The sequence below is a fragment of the Mastigocoleus sp. MO_188.B34 genome, assembly GCF_030065675.1.
In the GTDB taxonomy this organism is placed as follows: domain Bacteria; phylum Cyanobacteriota; class Cyanobacteriia; order Cyanobacteriales; family Nostocaceae; genus Mastigocoleus.
This window is the reverse complement of the sequence record NZ_JASJDK010000025.1, coordinates 18,720-37,313: the sequence shown is the minus strand read 5'-3', so window position 1 is coordinate 37,313 and position 18,594 is coordinate 18,720. Positions and strand designations below refer to the sequence as shown.

The following is an 18,594-nucleotide window of genomic DNA, read 5'->3' as shown; positions in this document are numbered from 1 at the left end:
CTATTAATCTGTTATTTTACTCAAACGTCCTGCAATCTAAAATCTAATAAAATTCCAACTTGCAATGATACCTATTAGTGATAATGTTCGCGGTAAAAGGATACCAGTAGCCACTTACTGTCTGATTGGTATTAATATAATGTTATTTTTTTGGGAACTAAAACTAGAATTAAGTGGCGAATTAAGTAATTTTATTTACAGTTGGGGAGTCATTCCCAGTAAAATTAGTTTGGCAATTGCCGATGCAATTTCAGGTAATCCTGCAGCTTGGATAGTAGTTATATTAAGTTCGACGTCTTTACTCACAGGAATGTTTCTTCATGGGAGTTTCAGTCAGATATTAGGTAATTCGTTGTTTTTATGGGTTTTTGGTAAATCGGTAGAGAAAGCCTTTGGTCATGGCAAATTTTTAAGTTTATATCTGATTTGTGGTGTTATTACTGGTTTAATCCAAATTTTAGCTGAACCTACTTTGAAAGTACCCTTAATTGGTGCAAATGCAGCGATCGCTTCTCTTTTAGGAGCATATGCGTTTAGATTTCCCAAGGCTAAAGTTGATACTATTTTGCCTTTAATAATTGTGTTTATTCCCATAGAAGTACCTGCTTCGTTGTATCTTTTGTGGTGGTTTTTACAACAGTTATTTTACAGTGTTGGTAGTTTAAATATTAATGGTGGAGTAAATCCTAGTAGTGCAGGATACTGGGCACATGCTGCAGGTATATTCGTTGGTGGGAGTTGGGCGCGTTTTAGATCTTAAAATCACCTCCAAAGGCTATTCACTCTTCTGGTATTAGCTTTCAACTATTTTATTTACCTAAAATATTTCCAATTTTGGATAGCTAATTTTCAGTTTTCTATGTCATGGAAACACGATCGCCAACTTTAAAAAGAGTAAAGACTTTACCCGTATGGCAAACACTTTACCGGAAAAAGATACTGTTACTCGCGCCTTAAAACTCGGAATGCTCAGTATAGCTCAAGATGAAACAAGCCATGCAGCATATTTGTATGAAGCAATGATGCGCAGGATGTCTGCAAATGAAGTTCAAGTCTTGATAGATGAATGGCGCAAACGTAAGGTTAATGCTATGTGGGTATTTGCTGGCAATTTGTTACAGCGCCAAGAGGAACAACCTTTATTAGTGCAGGATAGCGTAGCATCCGAAACAGAAGCAAATACAGAATTTGCTGCTGCTTAAATCTACTTTTAAGCTTCAAGCTAGACTATTCTGCTAATTACCTATATCCTCCTTCGGACACAAACAGATAGTTTTTATAATCGTTAGTGTTCGAGGGGATTTTCACAAAGTAAATTTACTACGCAAATAGACTGAACTATTGATTATTTATTTATATAAAACTTATTACTTGCGATCGCACAGCTTTATTTCTGTACTTGTATCCCACAACTATTAAATTTACTCCAACTAAACCTTTTAGAAGTAACTTTTAGAACATTGAAATTTGGGATTAAGTTTTTTTAGACTTTAGATATAGCTGATTTAAAATTTGTCGGAATAAATCATTTTACTTTTGTTTTTACCTTGCCTCTTAATTAAATGTATTTAATTATACTATGCAATGAATGGGTAATTTTTGAGCGAATATAATTATAATTCTCTCTAAATAAGGGGGAGCGCTGAAGAAGGTGATACATTAAATAACCCTTCTTCTACGCCCAGGGTGACAAATAGTAATAAGGGGGAAACCTAATCGGAATTAACTTTTACAACTAATAGTCCTAAGCTTAATTCGTATATGCAAGGAGTGAGGGGTCTTCCCCCTTAAGTGCCCTAGGCAACTTTATCATAAAATTTGGCTATAAGAAAACGAACAGAATCATCAAAAAATCTTATTCGTACCAAAGGTGTGAAATATTACTTTTATTTTCTCAAGTAATTAATAAAATAAAGTGTAACTTCATGCAAGCCTTTAAGTGATTTTAACCAGGCTATAATCCGAAGTTAATCTAATAGTTGTTTACTAAAGAGTGATTCACTTTTTGCTGCAACATTTGAACCCCTCAGGTCTCGATTAACATGGGTCTTGGGGGATTATTTATTCTTCCCCATTATTTGCGATCTCTTATGTATAAATTTTGAGTAAGATATTCTTATAGGTAAGCCAGGACAGAAAAATAATTTCAGTACTGCCTGTGAAAAGTAAGAATAATTTTCCAGTTTCTACAAGGGGAGCCAATAATCTTTTAGATATTGCTAAGTCTTATCTAGTCGACCGAGTTGCACCCATAGCCAATGATATAGATTCCAATCCAGATAGTTTACTCACAGCACTTAAAGGGCTTGGTGAATTGGGTTTATTGGCTTTGAAGGTTCCTCATCGTTGGGGTGGAGAGGAATTAGGACAAAATGATTTTAGTGATTTTCAAGAATTAGTAGCTAGATATTCTGGAGCTTTAGCTTTCTTACAAACCCAACATCAAAGCGCCGGAAGTATGTTGGTAAACAGTAGCAATTCTCATTTGCAAGAAGATTATCTCCCCTATATGGGAACTGGAGAATTATTGGTAGGTGTTGGATTTTCCCAATTACGTCGTCAGGGAAAACCTTTAACTGAAGCGATCGCTGTCCCTGGAGGATATCAATTAGATGGTTTTGTCCCTTGGGTGACAGGATATGGTTATTTCCATTACTTTATTGTTGCTGCGACCTTGTCAGATGGTCGTGCGGTTTTTGGAGTTGTACCTTTCCAGGGAACACAACAGCAAGGTGGAGGTTCAATAACGTTTTCCGATCCCGCGTCCTTAGCAGCAATGACATCAACCAACACAGTGAGTGCAACTTTAAATAGTTGGTTCTTAGCATTGGAAAATGTTGTTGCAGTCAAAGCCCCTAGTTGGATAAATCATAACGATCACATCAAGGTTCTTAAAAGTACTCCTATGGTGATAGGTTGTGCTTTAGCTGGGTTAGACCTCATTGAATCGACATTACAAAAAAAACCTTTTCCGTTTATTCAAACAGCTTTTGAGTCTCTGAATAAAGAACTCAGGGAATGTCGACAACAAATTAGGGAAATAAGCCAGCAGCCCGCAGATGTAGAATTATCTGTAAAGTTAAAATTACGAGCATGGTCAATAGATCTTGCGGCACGTATCGCCCATGCTTGTGTTACTGTTTCTAGTGGAGCGGCTAACTACACTCATCACAATGCCCAAAGAATTTATCGGGAAGCATTGGTGTTTACAGTAACGGGTCAAACCTCAGCAGTCATGGAAGCAACACTAGCCAGGTTAACGCGGAACTCCAACCCAACTTTCTCTAATCTGAAACAAAACACCCATAAAACAGAAATTACAGCAAAAACCAGATCAAAAATTACATCAAAGAGTTCCCAAAACTTTATTAGTTACTCCCGTGTCATCCACCTCAGTCACACAATTGATACTGGTATCCCCCAGTGGGAAGGTGACCCACCAGTAGAATTTGAAACAGTAGCCAATTTGACTGATGATGGTTATTATTTGCGTCGTTTCTCAATGGGGGAACACAGTGCGACTCACGTTAATGCACCTAATAGTTTTCATTTGAATGGCATGGGTATCGATAAATATCCTGCAGACTCTTTAGTTTTACCCGCAGTAGTTATAGATGCTCGGAAGCAAGCATTAGCTAATCCTGACTATAAACTTACTCTTGAAGATGTATTTGCTTGGGAAACACAAAATGGAGAAATACCTTCTGAGTCTTTAGTCTTACTGAATACGGCTTGGAAAGACAAATGGGGTGCTTGCGATGCTTTTCTTCCACAGGATCCCCAAGGAAATCTACACTTTCCAGGTTTTAGTCTTGATGCAGTACATTTTTTACTCGAAAAACGGCTAATTGCTGGAGTTGGTATTGATACTCACGGAGTCGATTCGGGTAACGATAAGACTTTCGCTGTTAACCACTTAGTATTAGAAAAACCCCGCATTGTATTAGAAAATCTGAGCAATTTAGAACAGTTATCTCCCACCGGGACAACTTTAGTTATTGGAGTTTTACGCTTGAGTGATGGTTCGGGTTCTCCTGCTGGAGTACTTGCATTTTGTAATAGTTGAATTGACAAGAAGTCAAATCATTTATCTTAAAGTCTAATACCAACTTGGAAAAATAGTGAGACAAATAAATTTTGTAGAGACGCGACAGAGCCTGCGGCGTCGGCGTTAGCCTCTGTCGCGTCTCTACGGGATAATCTGTTGTAATGATTTATTGAATTGGTATAATTTTAAAAATCTGAAAGCTATATTTTTTCTGTATAGTAATCTACCTTTTAAATACGTAATACTTGAAAATATTTTTCTGAAAGATAAAGTTATGTGTAGATGTGTAACGATTACAAAGCTTAATAAAAATGGTATTAAGAAAGTTACATTTAAGTAGAAATTAGAGACTAAAATCGAAACAAACCTATTAGTTTTGTCGCAAAGCCATAATAGAAGGGGTTGTTTTCGTTATGTCCGACTTAAATAGAGGAATCATGAAATTTGAGGGTGCTGACTCTCCAAAATTAGTTGTGATTTCGAGTATTTTTATCTTGGGGTCAATTACCGCTCTAATTATTTGGGCACTCAGTTCCGCCTACGCTATTAACTAAATATCTATTGATTGAGTACAAAACTAGGGTGTAGTAAGTGTTTTAGTGCAGTTAATATACGAAAACACGTAGGGGGATTATAGATATTAATACTCAATATTTGAGACTCAAGATTTAATCCTCAAGATTATTGATGCTTAAAATTAACCATTTTTGAGGTCAATGACTTGAGGTTAATCATGTTTTTCCCTTACTGTTATTGCTGTATTCTAAACATAGCTAGAATATCTCTAAAATTATCAGTTCTTGTATAACACCCAAAAATCAAATAAATTAATATTAGCGAACAATGGGGGCGTAGAACGTAACCAACGCCCCTACTTAATTTGACCTATAATTTGCCCCGAAATACTCAGAAAAGCTTTAGATTTGAAATGGGAAACGAATTCTAAAGTTTATAACATAATTTACGTATGAGCGAACTATGGGGTGCCTTACTTGTTTTAATTGTTTGCCCAATTTTGGGTGCAGTTCCGCTAATTGCTTGGATTACAAAGGCTTTGACCCAACAGCAATTAGTGAGGGTTGGCACTGGGAATATTAGCGTTTCTGCTGCTTTTTACCATGGTGGTACGCTAGTAGGAATATTGGCAGTTCTTTCTGAAGCATTGAAAGGAATTGTTGCAGTTTTAATTGCGAGAACATTTTTTGGTCACGGATCGGCTTGGGAATTAATTGGTTTATTTGCTCTAGTAATTGGGAGATATTGGATTGGTAGAGGTGCGGGAACGACAAATGTTGTTTGGGGATTTGCACTTCATGATCCCTTAGCATCGGTATTTATATTTTTATTTGCCAGTATTAGTTTTAGTATTTTGCGATCGCGAACCATAGCTAAGTTCGGGGTATTGGTGACGATCCCAATTATTGTGGCGGTTTTACATTTTGATGATACTCCGAAAATTCTGGCAGCAGTTGCCTTATCCGGGTTAATAGCTTGGATTTATACTCAAATCCCTGATGATTTAGATTTATCTCCAGAGGAAGCGAAAGCTGATTCCCAAGCTGTATTTCAGTTATTTCGTGGCGAACAAACTATATTATCCCTTGATGACGATCTAGATGCAGCATTTGTGGGAGAAAAAGCTGCGAGATTATCTCAAATTAATCAGTGGGGTTATCCCGTTCCCAAGGGTTGGGTGCTTTTACCCTATGACGATCCACAACCATTAATTGATTATCTACAACCTTCAGAATTATCGCCATTAGTAGTACGTTCTTCAGCTATTGGTGAAGATACAGAATATTCTTCTGCTGCCGGACAATACGATACAATTCTCAACGTCACAACAAAAGAAGGGCTACAACAAGCAATCGTCAAAATTCAAGCTTCCTATGATAGCCCTAGAGCATTACAATATCGTAGCGATCGCGGCTTGAAATCCGCAGCAATGGGAATCCTCATCCAGCAACAAGTTCGTGGGGTATTTTCGGGGGTTGCTTTTAGTCGGGATCCCATGAGTCAAGAACTTGATGCAGTAGTAATTGAGGCTTTACCGGGTAGCCCCACCCAAGTGGTTTCGGGAAAGGTGACTCCAGAGCAATATCGCGCCTTTGTTACAGATGGGGAAAACCATTCTTTAATTCAATTGGAAGGTTCGGGTAAAGTTCCACAAGTATTGATCAAACAAGTGGCTTACCTATCGCGACAAATCGAAACGCGCTATCACGGCATTCCTCAAGATATTGAATGGTGTTATGATGGGCAAACTTTGTGGGTATTACAAGCTCGACCGATTACAACTTTACAACCGATTTGGACGCGTAAAATTGCTGCAGAAGTTATTCCAGGGACAATTTGTCCTTTAACTTGGTCCATTAATCGCCCCCTTACCTGTGGTGTCTGGGGTACTATTTTTAGCATTGTATTATCAGAACGAGCTTTAGGATTAGATTTTAACCAAACTGCAACTTTACACTTCTCTCGAGCTTATTTTAATGCATCTCTCCTGGGAGAGATATTTAATCGGATGGGATTACCATCAGAAAGTTTGGAATTTTTGACAAGGGGAGCTAAATTTACCAAACCACCTATCGAATCGACATTACGAAATATTCCTGGACTTCTACGTTTATTAGTTAGGGAATTATGTTTGGAAAAAGATTTTAAACGGGATTTGCGTCAAAGATTTACTCCAGCCTTATCGGAGCTAGAAGAATTACCCGGCGATAATCTTGAGCCTAAGCTTTTATTGGAAAGGATTAATTTTATTTTGGAAATGCTGCGTCGCACAACTTATTACAGTATTTTGGCTCCTTTAAGCGCAGCATTACGACAAGCAGTTTGGCGAACCAAAGATTCTGAAATTGATCGTCAAAAAGATCCAGAAGTCGCAGCACTCAAAGCCTTAACAGAATTAGCAATTGCTGCTAAACAAATATTACCAAAGCCAGAACCTGACGATGTATTAGAAGGACTAGCCCAAACATCTCAGGGTATAAAAATTCTGACTCAATTTAACCAATTTTTAGAAAATTATGGTTATTTAAGTGAGGTCGGTACGGATATCGCCGTTCCTACTTGGAAGGAAAATCCTCAAGTCGTCAGAGAATTATTTGTGCAATTGATCCAAGGAAATACTCCACCACTAAACAATAATCGTCAAAAGCAGTCGCGCAAACATCAAGGAGCAGTACAAAGAAGAATCAACCTCAAAGCCAAAGTATCAGAAGTTTATTCTCGACTGCTAGCTGAATTACGATGGTCCTTTTTAGCTTTAGAAAAACAACTGTTAAAAAGCGGTTTACTAAAACAACCTGGAGATATATTTTTTCTAGAATTAGAAGAAGTACAAGCTCTTATTGAAAGTCGCAATACAAGCTTACTGGATAATTTGCCTCAACTCATAGTAAAACGTCAGGAAAAGTTCGAGGAAGACAAACATTTCAATCGAGTTCCCCTGTTAGTATATGGCAATGCACCTTTATCGCCTTTGGAATCTGCGAATAAAGTATCCGAACAAATATTACAAGGTATTCCAGCTAGCCCAGGAAAAGTTCAAGGAAAGGTCAAAGTTTTGCACAGCTTTGAAGCAAGTATAGATATCGATAAAAATACAATTTTGGTTTTACCTTACACAGATGCTGGCTGGGCACCAATTTTAGTTCGAGCAGGGGGTTTAATTGCTGACGCAGGTGGTAGACTTTCCCATGGAGCTATTCTTGCTCGGGAATATGGTATCCCTGCAATAATGGACGTCAAAAATGCTACTTGGGTGTTACAAGATGGACAAAAAGTTACAGTTGATGGCTCTAGCGGTATTGTGGAAATTGATAACGATCTAAGACCAGAATGAAATTTATTTCCCTCAGTAAACTAGCAGAAGAATCTGTTTCTCATAACCCTGAAATAAGGAAAAAGGTAATTTTGCGTGCAGGTGAATTACCTCACCTCACAAATTTCTCTCAAGCACGTTTTGCTCCAGGACAAACTTCACCTGCTCATGCTCATCAAGATATGTGGGAAGTATTCTTTGTTGAGTCTGGTTCTGGAGTTATTTCTATAAATGCTCGAGAATATCCTCTTTTTCTTGGCGATTGTGCAGTAGTGGAACCAGGTGAAGTTCACGAAATAAGGAATAATAGTGATCTGGAGTTAGTTCTTACCTACTTTGGATTAAAAACTAGTCAATGAAGTTAAATATTACGACTTCTACTCAAGATAATGCTCATAAATACCGGTATTTAGAAGCCCAGAAAGCAACCTGGGCATTGCACTACCTATTGATAATTAAGCCTAGGTTGCAATCAGGTAACATATTCGACGTGTGCTTATTTCACGCCTGATATTTGATTAATCCTGGGTAAAAGCGTTAGAAATTTTTATTTTTCAAATCTTACTTTCAAATCTTACTCTGCCAGATCATAGTCCTTTGCTAGTTGACATTGAATATCTTGCTTACTATTTTTTATTAGCCAAAGTTTATATTTTTATATCTTTCCCATACTATGTCAGGGGAACATTTTGTTTAGTTTTTAGTAAAAATTAATTTATCAACTTTAGTAAAAATTGACTTATCAGCGATTTGATTTTTCTCTAGAAATAATATATGGAGAGATTTTTATCTCATGTTATTTAGAATTAGCATTTACGGATTCATTGTTACGTTTTCTAAATTCTAGAATGTGTCCATAAGCTAGGAGTAGTCATAACCAATTACGAGTGGAATGGTTTTGAGATAGCGGGATAAATTGTAAAGAAATATCACTGAAATCCTCTCTTATCCTATTGTTTAACAGTTTCACATTCCTATTATTTTAGTTAGAGTACATCCTAAGGGAGACAGGAAAAATCCATAACACCTTTTTTTTACATTGAGTTCGAATATATTAATGAAAACTTACAATTACAAGCTTAGATCTATGTATATCAGGCAGAATAACTTACTCAGCACACCATGTAATGTGACAAATCTATTACCAAAAACTATGAATTCCATAGATAATAAATTATGGATTATCTGCTTTTTCAATATATAACGAATGAAACGTAAACTTTTTCTTATGGAACATATCTAAGATTTTTTTTATAATTGCACTTCAGATAGTAGTTAATAGTGTTTGAAACCATGTAAGCTATTTTTAATACAGATTAAATTTTCCAGGCCAAAGTACTTAACTAAGGTCTTAAATAGTTGTGCATCAAAGTGATATAACTACCACTCCTTTATCATTGGACTCATTATTTTCCTTACATAATTTAGCAAAAAAACAATAATGCAAGTAATAACAGTAAGTTTTTCTTGTGTTACTTTTTCTGGTCTCAAAAATCAGGTAATTGCTATAAATGTGTGGTTATATCACATCGGAATCATTCCTATTTTCTCAGTCAATCATTGTTTATTTGATTAAAAAAAATCTGAAAATGCAGATAACTAATCGCATTCATTTTAGAAATATCAAGGGCGACTTATTTGGTGGTTTAACTGCTGCCATTATTGCTCTACCAATGGCTTTGGCTTTTGGTGTTGCTTCTGGGGCTGGGGCTGAGGCTGGTCTCTATGGGGCAGTATTAGTAGGCTTTTTCGCCGCTCTTTTCGGCGGTACGCCAACACTAATTTCCGAGCCAACCGGACCAATGACGGTGGTCATGACTGCAGTAATTGCCAATTTAACTGCAACTAATGGCACCGAACAAGGGTTAGCCATGGCATTTACTGTGGTCATGATGGCTGGGGCTTTGCAAATTATTTTTGGGGCGTTGCGTTTGGGTAAATACGTCACCCTAATGCCCTACACGGTAATTTCCGGTTTTATGTCTGGGATCGGTATCATCCTGGTGATTCTTCAAACTGCACCATTCTTAGGACAGGCTAGTCCGAAAGGTGGTGTACTTGGAACTGTTCAAAACATACCCACCCTATTACAGAACATCAATCCAATTGAAACAGGTTTAGGTGCCCTGACAGTAGCAATTCTCTTATTTACACCATCTGCGATAAAAAAATGGGTTCCTCCTCAGTTGGTGGCTCTGGTCTTGGGAACATTAATTTCAATTTTCGTATTTGGTGATGTTGATATTCGGAGAATAGGTGAAATACCTACTGGCTTACCTGCATTACAGTTGCCTCAATTTAGCCCATCTCAGTTCCAAATCATGTTCATCGATGCTTTGGTTCTAGGTATGCTTGGCTGTATTGATGCATTACTTACTTCGGTTATTGCAGATAGTCTGACACGTACTCAGCACGATTCAAATAAAGAACTTATCGGTCAAGGGATTGGTAACGTAGTTTCTGGCTTATTCGGTGGTATTGCTGGTGCTGGTGCAACCATGGGAACTGTGGTTAATATCCAAGGTGGTGGTCGCACTGCTCTTTCTGGTTTAACCCGAGCAATGATTTTGCTTGTAGTAGTTCTATGGGCTGCACCTTTAACTCAAGATATACCCCTAGCTGTATTAGCAGGTATTGCCTTAAAAGTTGGTATAGATATTATTGATTGGAGCTTCCTCAAACGCGCTCACAAAGTATCTCCAAAAGCAGCATTAATTATGTATGGCGTGATAGGTCTTACTGTATTTGTTGACCTTATTGCAGCTGTGGGAGTAGGTGTATTTGTTGCCAATATATTAACTATCGAACGCCTGAGTAATCTCCAATCTAAAGATGTAAAAACGATTACTGATGCAGATGATGCAATTCTCATGAGCGAAGATGAGAAGGATTTACTCGATCAAGGAAATGGTCGCATCTTGTTATTTCATCTCAGTGGTCCCATGATTTTTGGGGTATCCAAAGCAATATCCCGCGAACAAACAGCAATGGAAGATCACGATGTCTTGATTTTGGATTTAAGTGATGTTCCCGTACTTGGTGTTACTTCTTCATTAGCAATTGAAAACACTATTAAAGAAGCACTTGAGAAGCGTCGTCAAGTATTTATCGTTGGTGCAGCGGGTTCTATTAAGAGAAGACTAGAAAAATTAGGAATTTTTGATATCTTACCAAAGCAGAATCTTGTCATGGATAGATTAGAGGCATTGAGATTAGCAGTAGGATATCTACAGGAAATTGATAACAATCCTGTTACTTCAGCTTCAGATTTCTCTTTACAAGGTTGAAGGGTAAATAATAGATAGAATTAATTCAACTTTTTAGGTTGTGAAAACTATTTGGAGAGATATAATAGCAAGACACGAAGACTTCCCTGTATTTTCCTTTGTGTTTTGATTTTAAGTAATATAACTTAACTATTTCAGCTTCCATCTCTAAATAAAGGACTCATTCGCAGTTTTTTGTAAACCTTAGCACAATTTCTGTTTATTTCTGCCTTATCCCTTACCTGAACGAGCAATGTGGATATGCCACTTAATTATATAATGTATTAAATTAACCTGGTACTCCATCACATTAACTTGCCGGGTTTGTAGAGATTTACAATTTTATGTTGCTGGGGGGCTTTTGACTACAAACAAATATGTCATAATTAATCCTACAAAGCACCAGTGGTCTGTCGAAATAGTTTTGATATGCTTGTAGTTGCGCTTTAGCACATAAAACATATATTAAACAAGACTAAAGCCCAACTACAGACCAAGAAATTACCTGCTAAAAATCTCTGTTGTGAACTACTAGTTCAAGGTTTTATAATTCAATACCGTTCAGATAAGCCTAAATTTCTTGCTGGAGAAGGGATAGAGGCTAACACCTACGCCACAGGCTCTGTATTATCTCAGAGCCTGTTATTTTTTTGACAAAAAATGACTTAACTGTATTTTTTTATTATCGTGCGTAATTATACTCTGTAACATAAAAACGATTTGAGAAGATAGATAAAAAAATAAATACTAAGGTACTAAGGAAATATGTCTTTTGAAAATTTTATTTTATTTATATTTATTCAATGAATAACCGTATAAAAAGAATAATTTTTATTCAAAGTTAATCTGATAAAATAAGTTGGGTGTTTATTTTTTTAATAAACAACTACAATAAGGTATTTATTTAACAAATTTAGATATAAGATATTTTTAGATAGAGTAAGAATGAGCTTGACTGAGTAAGTAAGCAAAAACTTATTCGTTTCCCTATACCTAAAAACAAATTTTGATAAATAGGAGATGCTGCGCTAACACTTCAGTTTTTTAAGCATACGCTTTGCAGGCGCTACCGTCGCTACATACTTTAAGCTTGATGAACTTTCCGTTTTTTTGATAACGGTATAGCCTGCATTATCAACTTAAGGTTACGGTGATTCTTATATTCTTAAATAAATTAGGGCTAGATTTGAGGGAATCTTGTTGTATATATTTTTACTGATTACTACTTGCTTCTCAATCGGGACTTTGGTAATTTCTGCAAATCATTAAAGGGCTTGAGGAAGTAAACATTTGAAACTCGTTATTAACGAATTTCATTGCTTTAAGACCCAATTTTATCCAATACAGTTCAGTTAAGACTTTTTTTGAAACAAATAAAACCGTAGAGATACGCTAGCAAATAGCAGAAGCGTGCCGACTTCGATTCTGGCTATAGGTATTTTGTGATCGCTAGGTCATCATATCCCGTATCTACCAAGAAAATCATACTTATCTCGACCGTATTGCAATTTTATCAGTGAGTTCAATTTCTTAAAATCACCAACAATCTGGGGATAATGGCACAATTTTTTGACTGGCTACCAGACAGCCCCATAGTGTCTTTTACTATTCTTCTGCTGGTAACTTTAACCGTACCGCCAATTTTCGAGCGATTTCGACTTCCGGGACTTGTGGGACTTTTGGCTTCTGGGGTAGTCCTTGGACCTGATGGATTAGGACTTTTAAATACAGATAGCGAGACGATGAAGCTGCTTTCAGACATCGGTAAAATTTACCTAATGTTTGTTGCTGGGCTGGAAATAGATTTGGAGAACTTTCGTAAAACGAAAGAACGTTCCCTTGGTTTTGGTGTTGCAACCTTTACTATTCCTCTAATTTTCGGCGTTATATTAGGCAAAACGTTCAATTTTGATTGGAATACTTCCATTTTAATTGGTTCTCTCCTTTCTTCCCATACTCTTTTAGCTTTTCCCATTGTTAGTCGTTTAGGAGTAGTAGAAAATGAAGGTGTTACAGTTACCATCGGAGCAACTATTTTTACTGACATCGCCGCGCTTTTAGTTCTAGCAATTTGTGTATCTATCCATGGTGGAGAATTTTCTGCTGTCAGTTTGGCGGTTCAATTAGCAACTTTGGTGATTTACTCAGTCATAGTTTTGCTTGGCTTTGACTGGGCTGGGAAACAATATTTCCGACGCACGGGAGACGAACAAAGCAATCAATTTTTATTTGTGCTTTTAGCAGTATTTTTGGCATCAGTAGGAGCACAAGTTATTAATGTAGATAAAATTGTGGGAGCATTTCTCGCTGGTTTAGCCGTTAACGATGTGGTTGGTCGTTCTCCTGTAGAAGAAAAAATAGAATTTCTGGGAAGCGCTTTATTTATTCCATTTTTCTTCGTGGATATGGGGCTGATTTTAAACGTCTCTGGCTTTATATCTAGCTTGAGTTCCGAATTGCTGCTAACTCTGGGAATTGTTGGAGCGTTAATCATTTCCAAATTTTTAGCCGCACTAACAGCAAAATTCCTCTACCGCTACGATTGGAACGAAACCCTAACAATGTGGTCTTTATCTTTACCACAAGTAGCTGCAACCCTAGCTGCAGCATTGGTTGGTAAAAACGTAGGATTAATAACTGATTCCGTCTTTAACTCAGTTATTGTTCTAATGCTAGTGACATCAATTCTTGGTCCTGTGTTAACAGCAAAATTTGCTCCCAGGTTAAATGTTCCTAACTCACTTATAGAAACAAATACAGGTCTAAATATCTGGTACACAGACACAGAAAATTTGTACTTGGGTTTAGAGTTAGAAGAAGTAGATAATACTTCTAATGATCGCTTTAATATTGTTGTTCCGGTATGCAATCCCCATACAGAAAAATATTTAATTGAAGTGGGAGCATTATTAGCCCGCAATCAGTCAGGAAAAGTCATACCAGTTTCAATTACAAAGGCTCATCTTAACATGGATGAACCAAGTTTAAATACCTCACTGCGCCGAAGCAAACAGTTATTGCTCAAAGCAAGTAAAATTGGTCAAGAATTTCAAGCTCAAGTAAAACCAGTTATCAGGATTGATGATGATATAGCTCAGGGAATTTGCCGCGTCGCAAGAGAAGAAAATGCAAGCTTAATTGTAATGGGTTGGAGCAAAACAGACAGTTTTCAAGCACGTTTGTTTGGAAATATTATTGATAGTGTATTTTATTCTTCCCATTGTCCGGTTACTGTGATGCGCCTAACAAAAGAACCAAATAACATTAGTCGCATACTCGTAACAGTTAAAAATATCACCAGTCATTCCCTTCGCATCATCCAATTTGCTCTACTATTTGCTAACATCAACCAAGCAGAAATTACATTGTTGCATGTTTGTCCACGTGTAACTACTGAAGGACAAGTTGCTTTATTTGAGGCAGAGCTTGCCTCATATCTGCAGAACAATCCATCGAATACAGAACCAGTCATTCAAATTATTCGTAATGATGATGTAGTTGGGACAGTTAGCAATAAAGCTTTTTCGTACGATATGGTTATTCTAAGTTCAATTCGTCGTCGTACAGCTGGTGGATTAGCAGTTAGTGATTTAACAACTGAAATACTTAAAGAATTAGATTCTTCACTCATCTTATTTGGAGAACCAAATCCGGTTTAGAGAATGCTTGTAAAGCCGTATTATTACCCAAAATATCTTACATTTCCTCTCTTCCCAAGGAAGTTGGGGTAATCGTCAATAAATTTGAGTTATAAACTATATATCTTACATCTTGCACCAATAAAAATTGATGTATTCTCATTACTCAGTATTAAGCATGAACGCTTAACTTAGCCCTAAAAATCAAGTAAAAGAATGTAGCTTTATTGCGGCGATTTTAAGGTTTTCGTGGTTTATACTCAGAGGTGCAAGATATGAGATATCGTGATTATTCTTTTAGATACCAGTCTTAATTTTTGTACTGTTGCGATTTAATCTATTTCTGTGCTAGATATCTATTCTAACTAGTGAAACACTTCTGAAATTCACTTTCATGTCCGAACTACCACCACTAAATACCGAAACCATTTGGGCAATTCTTAACGACCAAATCGATGATGCGACGGTAAATAAGCTTGTATGGCATTGTCTTGGTTATCGTTACGATCCTAATTCCCAAAAGTGGGATAGTACAGCAGCCGATCCCCAGTGGCGAGAAGAATACCCGGAACCACCAAACTTTATTGCCGAGCGCCCCCCAACAGTTAAACTTACTCGTTCTATTCCAAAGGGAAATAAACAAATCCTCAAGGAAAAACTTGGCTTTAAGGGTTACAAAATTGGTGAGTTTGGACCCCGACAGACAAGGAGAGCAACCGCTGCAAATTGGTTGTTTAGTTATATGGATTTAATGGGTAATCAATAAAACTCAACTTCATAAATACAGAAGTATATGTAGATAAAAATAATGTAACCAAAAAGAGTTGATTCGGAAGATAATTTAATCTTCAAAATCAACTCTTTTTGCAATATAGTTAGGCAATAAATCTTTAATATAAGTGATGACTTGAAGTAAGAAAAACAAAGCTTTAACTTATTTTTTCTTGCCCCCTGTCGCTCGCTTATCAATGTACATTATGTTTATTTGAGTGTGTGTAATGCTAATAACAAATTGTATTTAGTTTCTGTAAAGTTATGCTCTGAAATCACTGAAAACCTATTTTACCCATGATTTTGCGCTCTTTATGAGAGAGCTTTGCCCATTTCACCCACTTGTGAATTGATTATTTATGGGATGAAGTAAAAGGTAAGGTTTATCTTTAGTTTTGGAAAAAAATGATTATGCTAATACCCATCTCAAAAAATACTGCTGCACATCAATCCTTTGAATCTATTGCCTGTTCTCTGTTTTCCATTCCCTTTGATAAAAAAGTGTCGCAAAATTAAAGGAAATCAGTATACATTCAGTAATCTCCATCGAGAGTTCGGAGCACCTACTGTCTTTGACTTAGAATCAAAGCTCGTCTCCTTGATTCCAAATGGAGATGATGATTGATTTTCGACTTCGAATTTCATTGCTCTCATATGTTTTCACAAGTATCATCTGAGAAGATAAGGGCTGTGATAATATGAGAAACTGCTGCATTAATTATATTGAAACTTAATCGGATTCAGGTTATGGCCTTAACGCAACAGCACAAACAAGAAATAATTTCAGAGTACCAAGTTCATGAAACTGATACTGGTTCGGCTGATGTACAAATCGCAATGCTCACAGAGCGTATTAACCGCCTAAGTCAACATTTGCGAATCAATAAAAAAGACCATTCTTCCCGTAGAGGATTATTAAAAATTATTGGTCAACGCAAGCGCCTTTTGTCGTATATTCAGAAACAAGACCGAGAACACTATCAAACTTTGATTCGTCGTCTCGGTATTCGTGGATAGAAACTAAACGCCTATGTCTCCCGAACCAGAACGTAACAACGAATCTTCTAAGAATGATTCATTGCCTTTTGAGCCGAAGAAAAAGCGTCAAAATCCGGCTAAGTCAACCAAAAAAGGAGTACCAACCTCAAAAAAAAATGCTCAGCAGTCACAAAAAATAACCCTCACCAAAGAAGATACGGAAATTCCCAAGGTGGTTAGCCAGCGCATGATTAGACGGGTGGCTGTATTTTGTGGCGTTCCAACTACTTTAGGTATTGGTACGTTAGTTACAAGCTATCTACTTCTCATTTATGCCAATGTTGAGTTACCACCATTAGCTGTATTGCTAGTAAACTTGGGTTTCTTTGGTCTGGGAGTTTTAGGTATTACCTATGGTGTGCTCTCTGCTTCATGGGATGAACACAGAGCAGGAAGTCTGCTGGGTTTTAGCGAGTTCTCTACAAATATTGGTCGTATGGTACAAGGATGGCGTGAAAGTAGGCAAAACAAAGCGTGATTTTTTACGCTCTGGTGGAAGTAAATGACTTGAGTTTCCTCCCCTACTGAAAAGTGAGGGGCTATCACGCTCCTAGTTATTTCTGGTGTCGAGTCAAATACTATATTATTTGCAAAATGTTGAAGTTTATGAGTAATAACTTCAACATTAGCTATATTTTGGGACTAAGCATTGAGGTCTAAAATTTCTGTAGGGACTTCCAAAAAATAATTTATATGACTATTGATTGCTATTAGGGGCGCACCGACGTACGCCCAAAAGAATGGTATATTTCTTTAATTGGAAGTCCCTTAACCACTCATAAGATACAGGGCAGCTAAAAATGATCGTAGTAATGAAGATTGGTTCTCCGGAAGCAGAGATTAAACGTATTAACGACGAACTTACTAACTGGGGACTGACACCAGAAAAAATAGTTGGTAAGCATAAAGTTGTTATCGGCTTGGTGGGAGAAACCGCTGGCTTAGACCCCTTGCAAGTTCAAGAAGTGAGTCCTTGGATTGAGCAAGTTTTGCGAGTAGAAAAACCCTACAAACGAGCAAGTCGCCAATTCCGTCACGGAGAAGCTTCTGAAGTTAAAGTTAATACTCCTGCTGGAACTATAGTATTTGGCGAGCATCATCCCTTAGTGGTGATTGCGGGACCATGCTCGGTAGAAAATGAGGAAATGATTATTGAGACAGCACAGCGTGTAAAAGCAAGTGGAGCGAAATTTTTACGCGGTGGAGCATATAAACCCCGAACCTCTCCATATTCTTTCCAAGGTCATGGTGAAAGTGCTTTAGAATTATTGGCAAAGGCGAGGGAAGCGACCGGACTTGGCATTATTACCGAAGTGATGGATGCTGCTGATTTAGAAACAATCGCAGAATTTGCTGATATTATCCAAGTAGGGGCAAGAAATATGCAGAATTTTTCCCTACTGAAAAAAGTTGGTGCCCAGAGTAAACCGGTATTCTTGAAACGGGGGATGGCAGCAACTATTGAAGATTGGTTGATGGCTGCTGAGTATATTTTAGCTGCGGGTAACCCCAATGTAATTTTGTGTGAACGAGGTATTAGGACTTTTGACCGTCAATATACCCGTAATACCTTAGATTTGTCTGCAATTCCTGTTTTGCGGGATTTGACTCATTTACCGATCGCTATCGACCCCAGTCATGGTACTGGTTGGGCGAATTACGTACCTTCAATGTCAATGGCTGCGATCGCTGCAGGGTGTGACTCTTTAATGATTGAAGTTCACCCCAATCCGAAGAAAGCTTTATCAGATGGTCCTCAATCCTTAACACCTGAGGGTTTTGAGCAATTAATGCAAGAATTAGCAGTAATTGGTAAAGCTGTTGGACGTTGGGAAAAAACTACTGCTGTTGTCTAAGATACTTTTAAGTAATGAGTAACAAGTTGAGTTACTTATTACTCATTACTCATTACTTATTACTTGTTACTGTGCGCAATACTTACAGTACGCTTACGCTAGGTCGCGCCCCGCTGTTCGCTGTAAGCGCGTCCAAGATGCACCTGCG

At 37.3% G+C, this 18,594-nt stretch carries 10 protein-coding genes and 1 pseudogene; all 11 read left to right on the top strand.

What is annotated here, in order from left to right:
• Positions 1–64 precede the first annotated feature (64 nt).
• Positions 65–760: a rhomboid family intramembrane serine protease gene (locus QNJ50_RS09030; RefSeq protein WP_300634341.1), complete on the top strand. Its 696-nt coding sequence runs from the start codon at positions 65–67 to the stop codon at positions 758–760.
• Between the two features lie 133 nt (positions 761–893).
• Positions 894–1,202 (top strand): annotated as a pseudogene (locus QNJ50_RS09025) (ferritin-like domain-containing protein); the annotation flags it as partial.
• 956 nt (positions 1,203–2,158) lie between these two features.
• A complete protein-coding gene (locus tag QNJ50_RS09020) occupies positions 2,159–4,066 on the top strand; it encodes a cyclase family protein (RefSeq protein WP_300634338.1) in 1,908 nt (635 codons plus the stop codon).
• Positions 4,067–5,015: 949 nt separating this feature from the next.
• Entirely contained in the window at positions 5,016–7,898 is a 2,883-nt protein-coding gene (locus tag QNJ50_RS09015; protein ID WP_300634335.1) for a glycerol-3-phosphate acyltransferase, read from the top strand.
• A complete protein-coding gene (locus tag QNJ50_RS09010; protein ID WP_300634332.1) occupies positions 7,895–8,236 on the top strand; it encodes a cupin domain-containing protein in 342 nt (113 codons plus the stop codon). The genes QNJ50_RS09015 and QNJ50_RS09010 overlap by 4 nt, the downstream gene beginning before the upstream one ends.
• A gap of 1,230 nt (positions 8,237–9,466) precedes the next feature.
• Positions 9,467–11,164, top strand: coding sequence for a SulP family inorganic anion transporter (locus QNJ50_RS09005; protein WP_300634328.1), 1,698 nt, complete (start codon positions 9,467–9,469; stop codon positions 11,162–11,164).
• A 1,535-nt stretch (positions 11,165–12,699) separates the two neighbouring features.
• The gene (locus tag QNJ50_RS09000; RefSeq protein ID WP_300634325.1) at positions 12,700–14,802 is read left to right on the top strand and encodes a cation:proton antiporter; all 2,103 of its coding nucleotides are present in this window, start codon (positions 12,700–12,702) and stop codon (positions 14,800–14,802) included.
• Positions 14,803–15,175: 373 nt separating this feature from the next.
• Positions 15,176–15,547: a DUF1823 family protein gene (locus tag QNJ50_RS08995; RefSeq protein ID WP_300634322.1), complete on the top strand. Its 372-nt coding sequence runs from the start codon at positions 15,176–15,178 to the stop codon at positions 15,545–15,547.
• A gap of 752 nt (positions 15,548–16,299) precedes the next feature.
• The gene (gene rpsO, locus QNJ50_RS08990; protein WP_027840434.1) at positions 16,300–16,569 is read left to right on the top strand and encodes a 30S ribosomal protein S15; all 270 of its coding nucleotides are present in this window, start codon (positions 16,300–16,302) and stop codon (positions 16,567–16,569) included.
• A gap of 13 nt (positions 16,570–16,582) precedes the next feature.
• Complete coding sequence (locus tag QNJ50_RS08985; RefSeq protein WP_300634315.1) at positions 16,583–17,068, top strand: PAM68 family protein; 486 nt, start codon at positions 16,583–16,585, stop codon at positions 17,066–17,068.
• 322 nt (positions 17,069–17,390) lie between these two features.
• Entirely contained in the window at positions 17,391–18,446 is a 1,056-nt protein-coding gene (gene aroF, locus QNJ50_RS08980; protein WP_300634312.1) for a 3-deoxy-7-phosphoheptulonate synthase, read from the top strand.
• Positions 18,447–18,594: the final 148 nt, after the last annotated feature.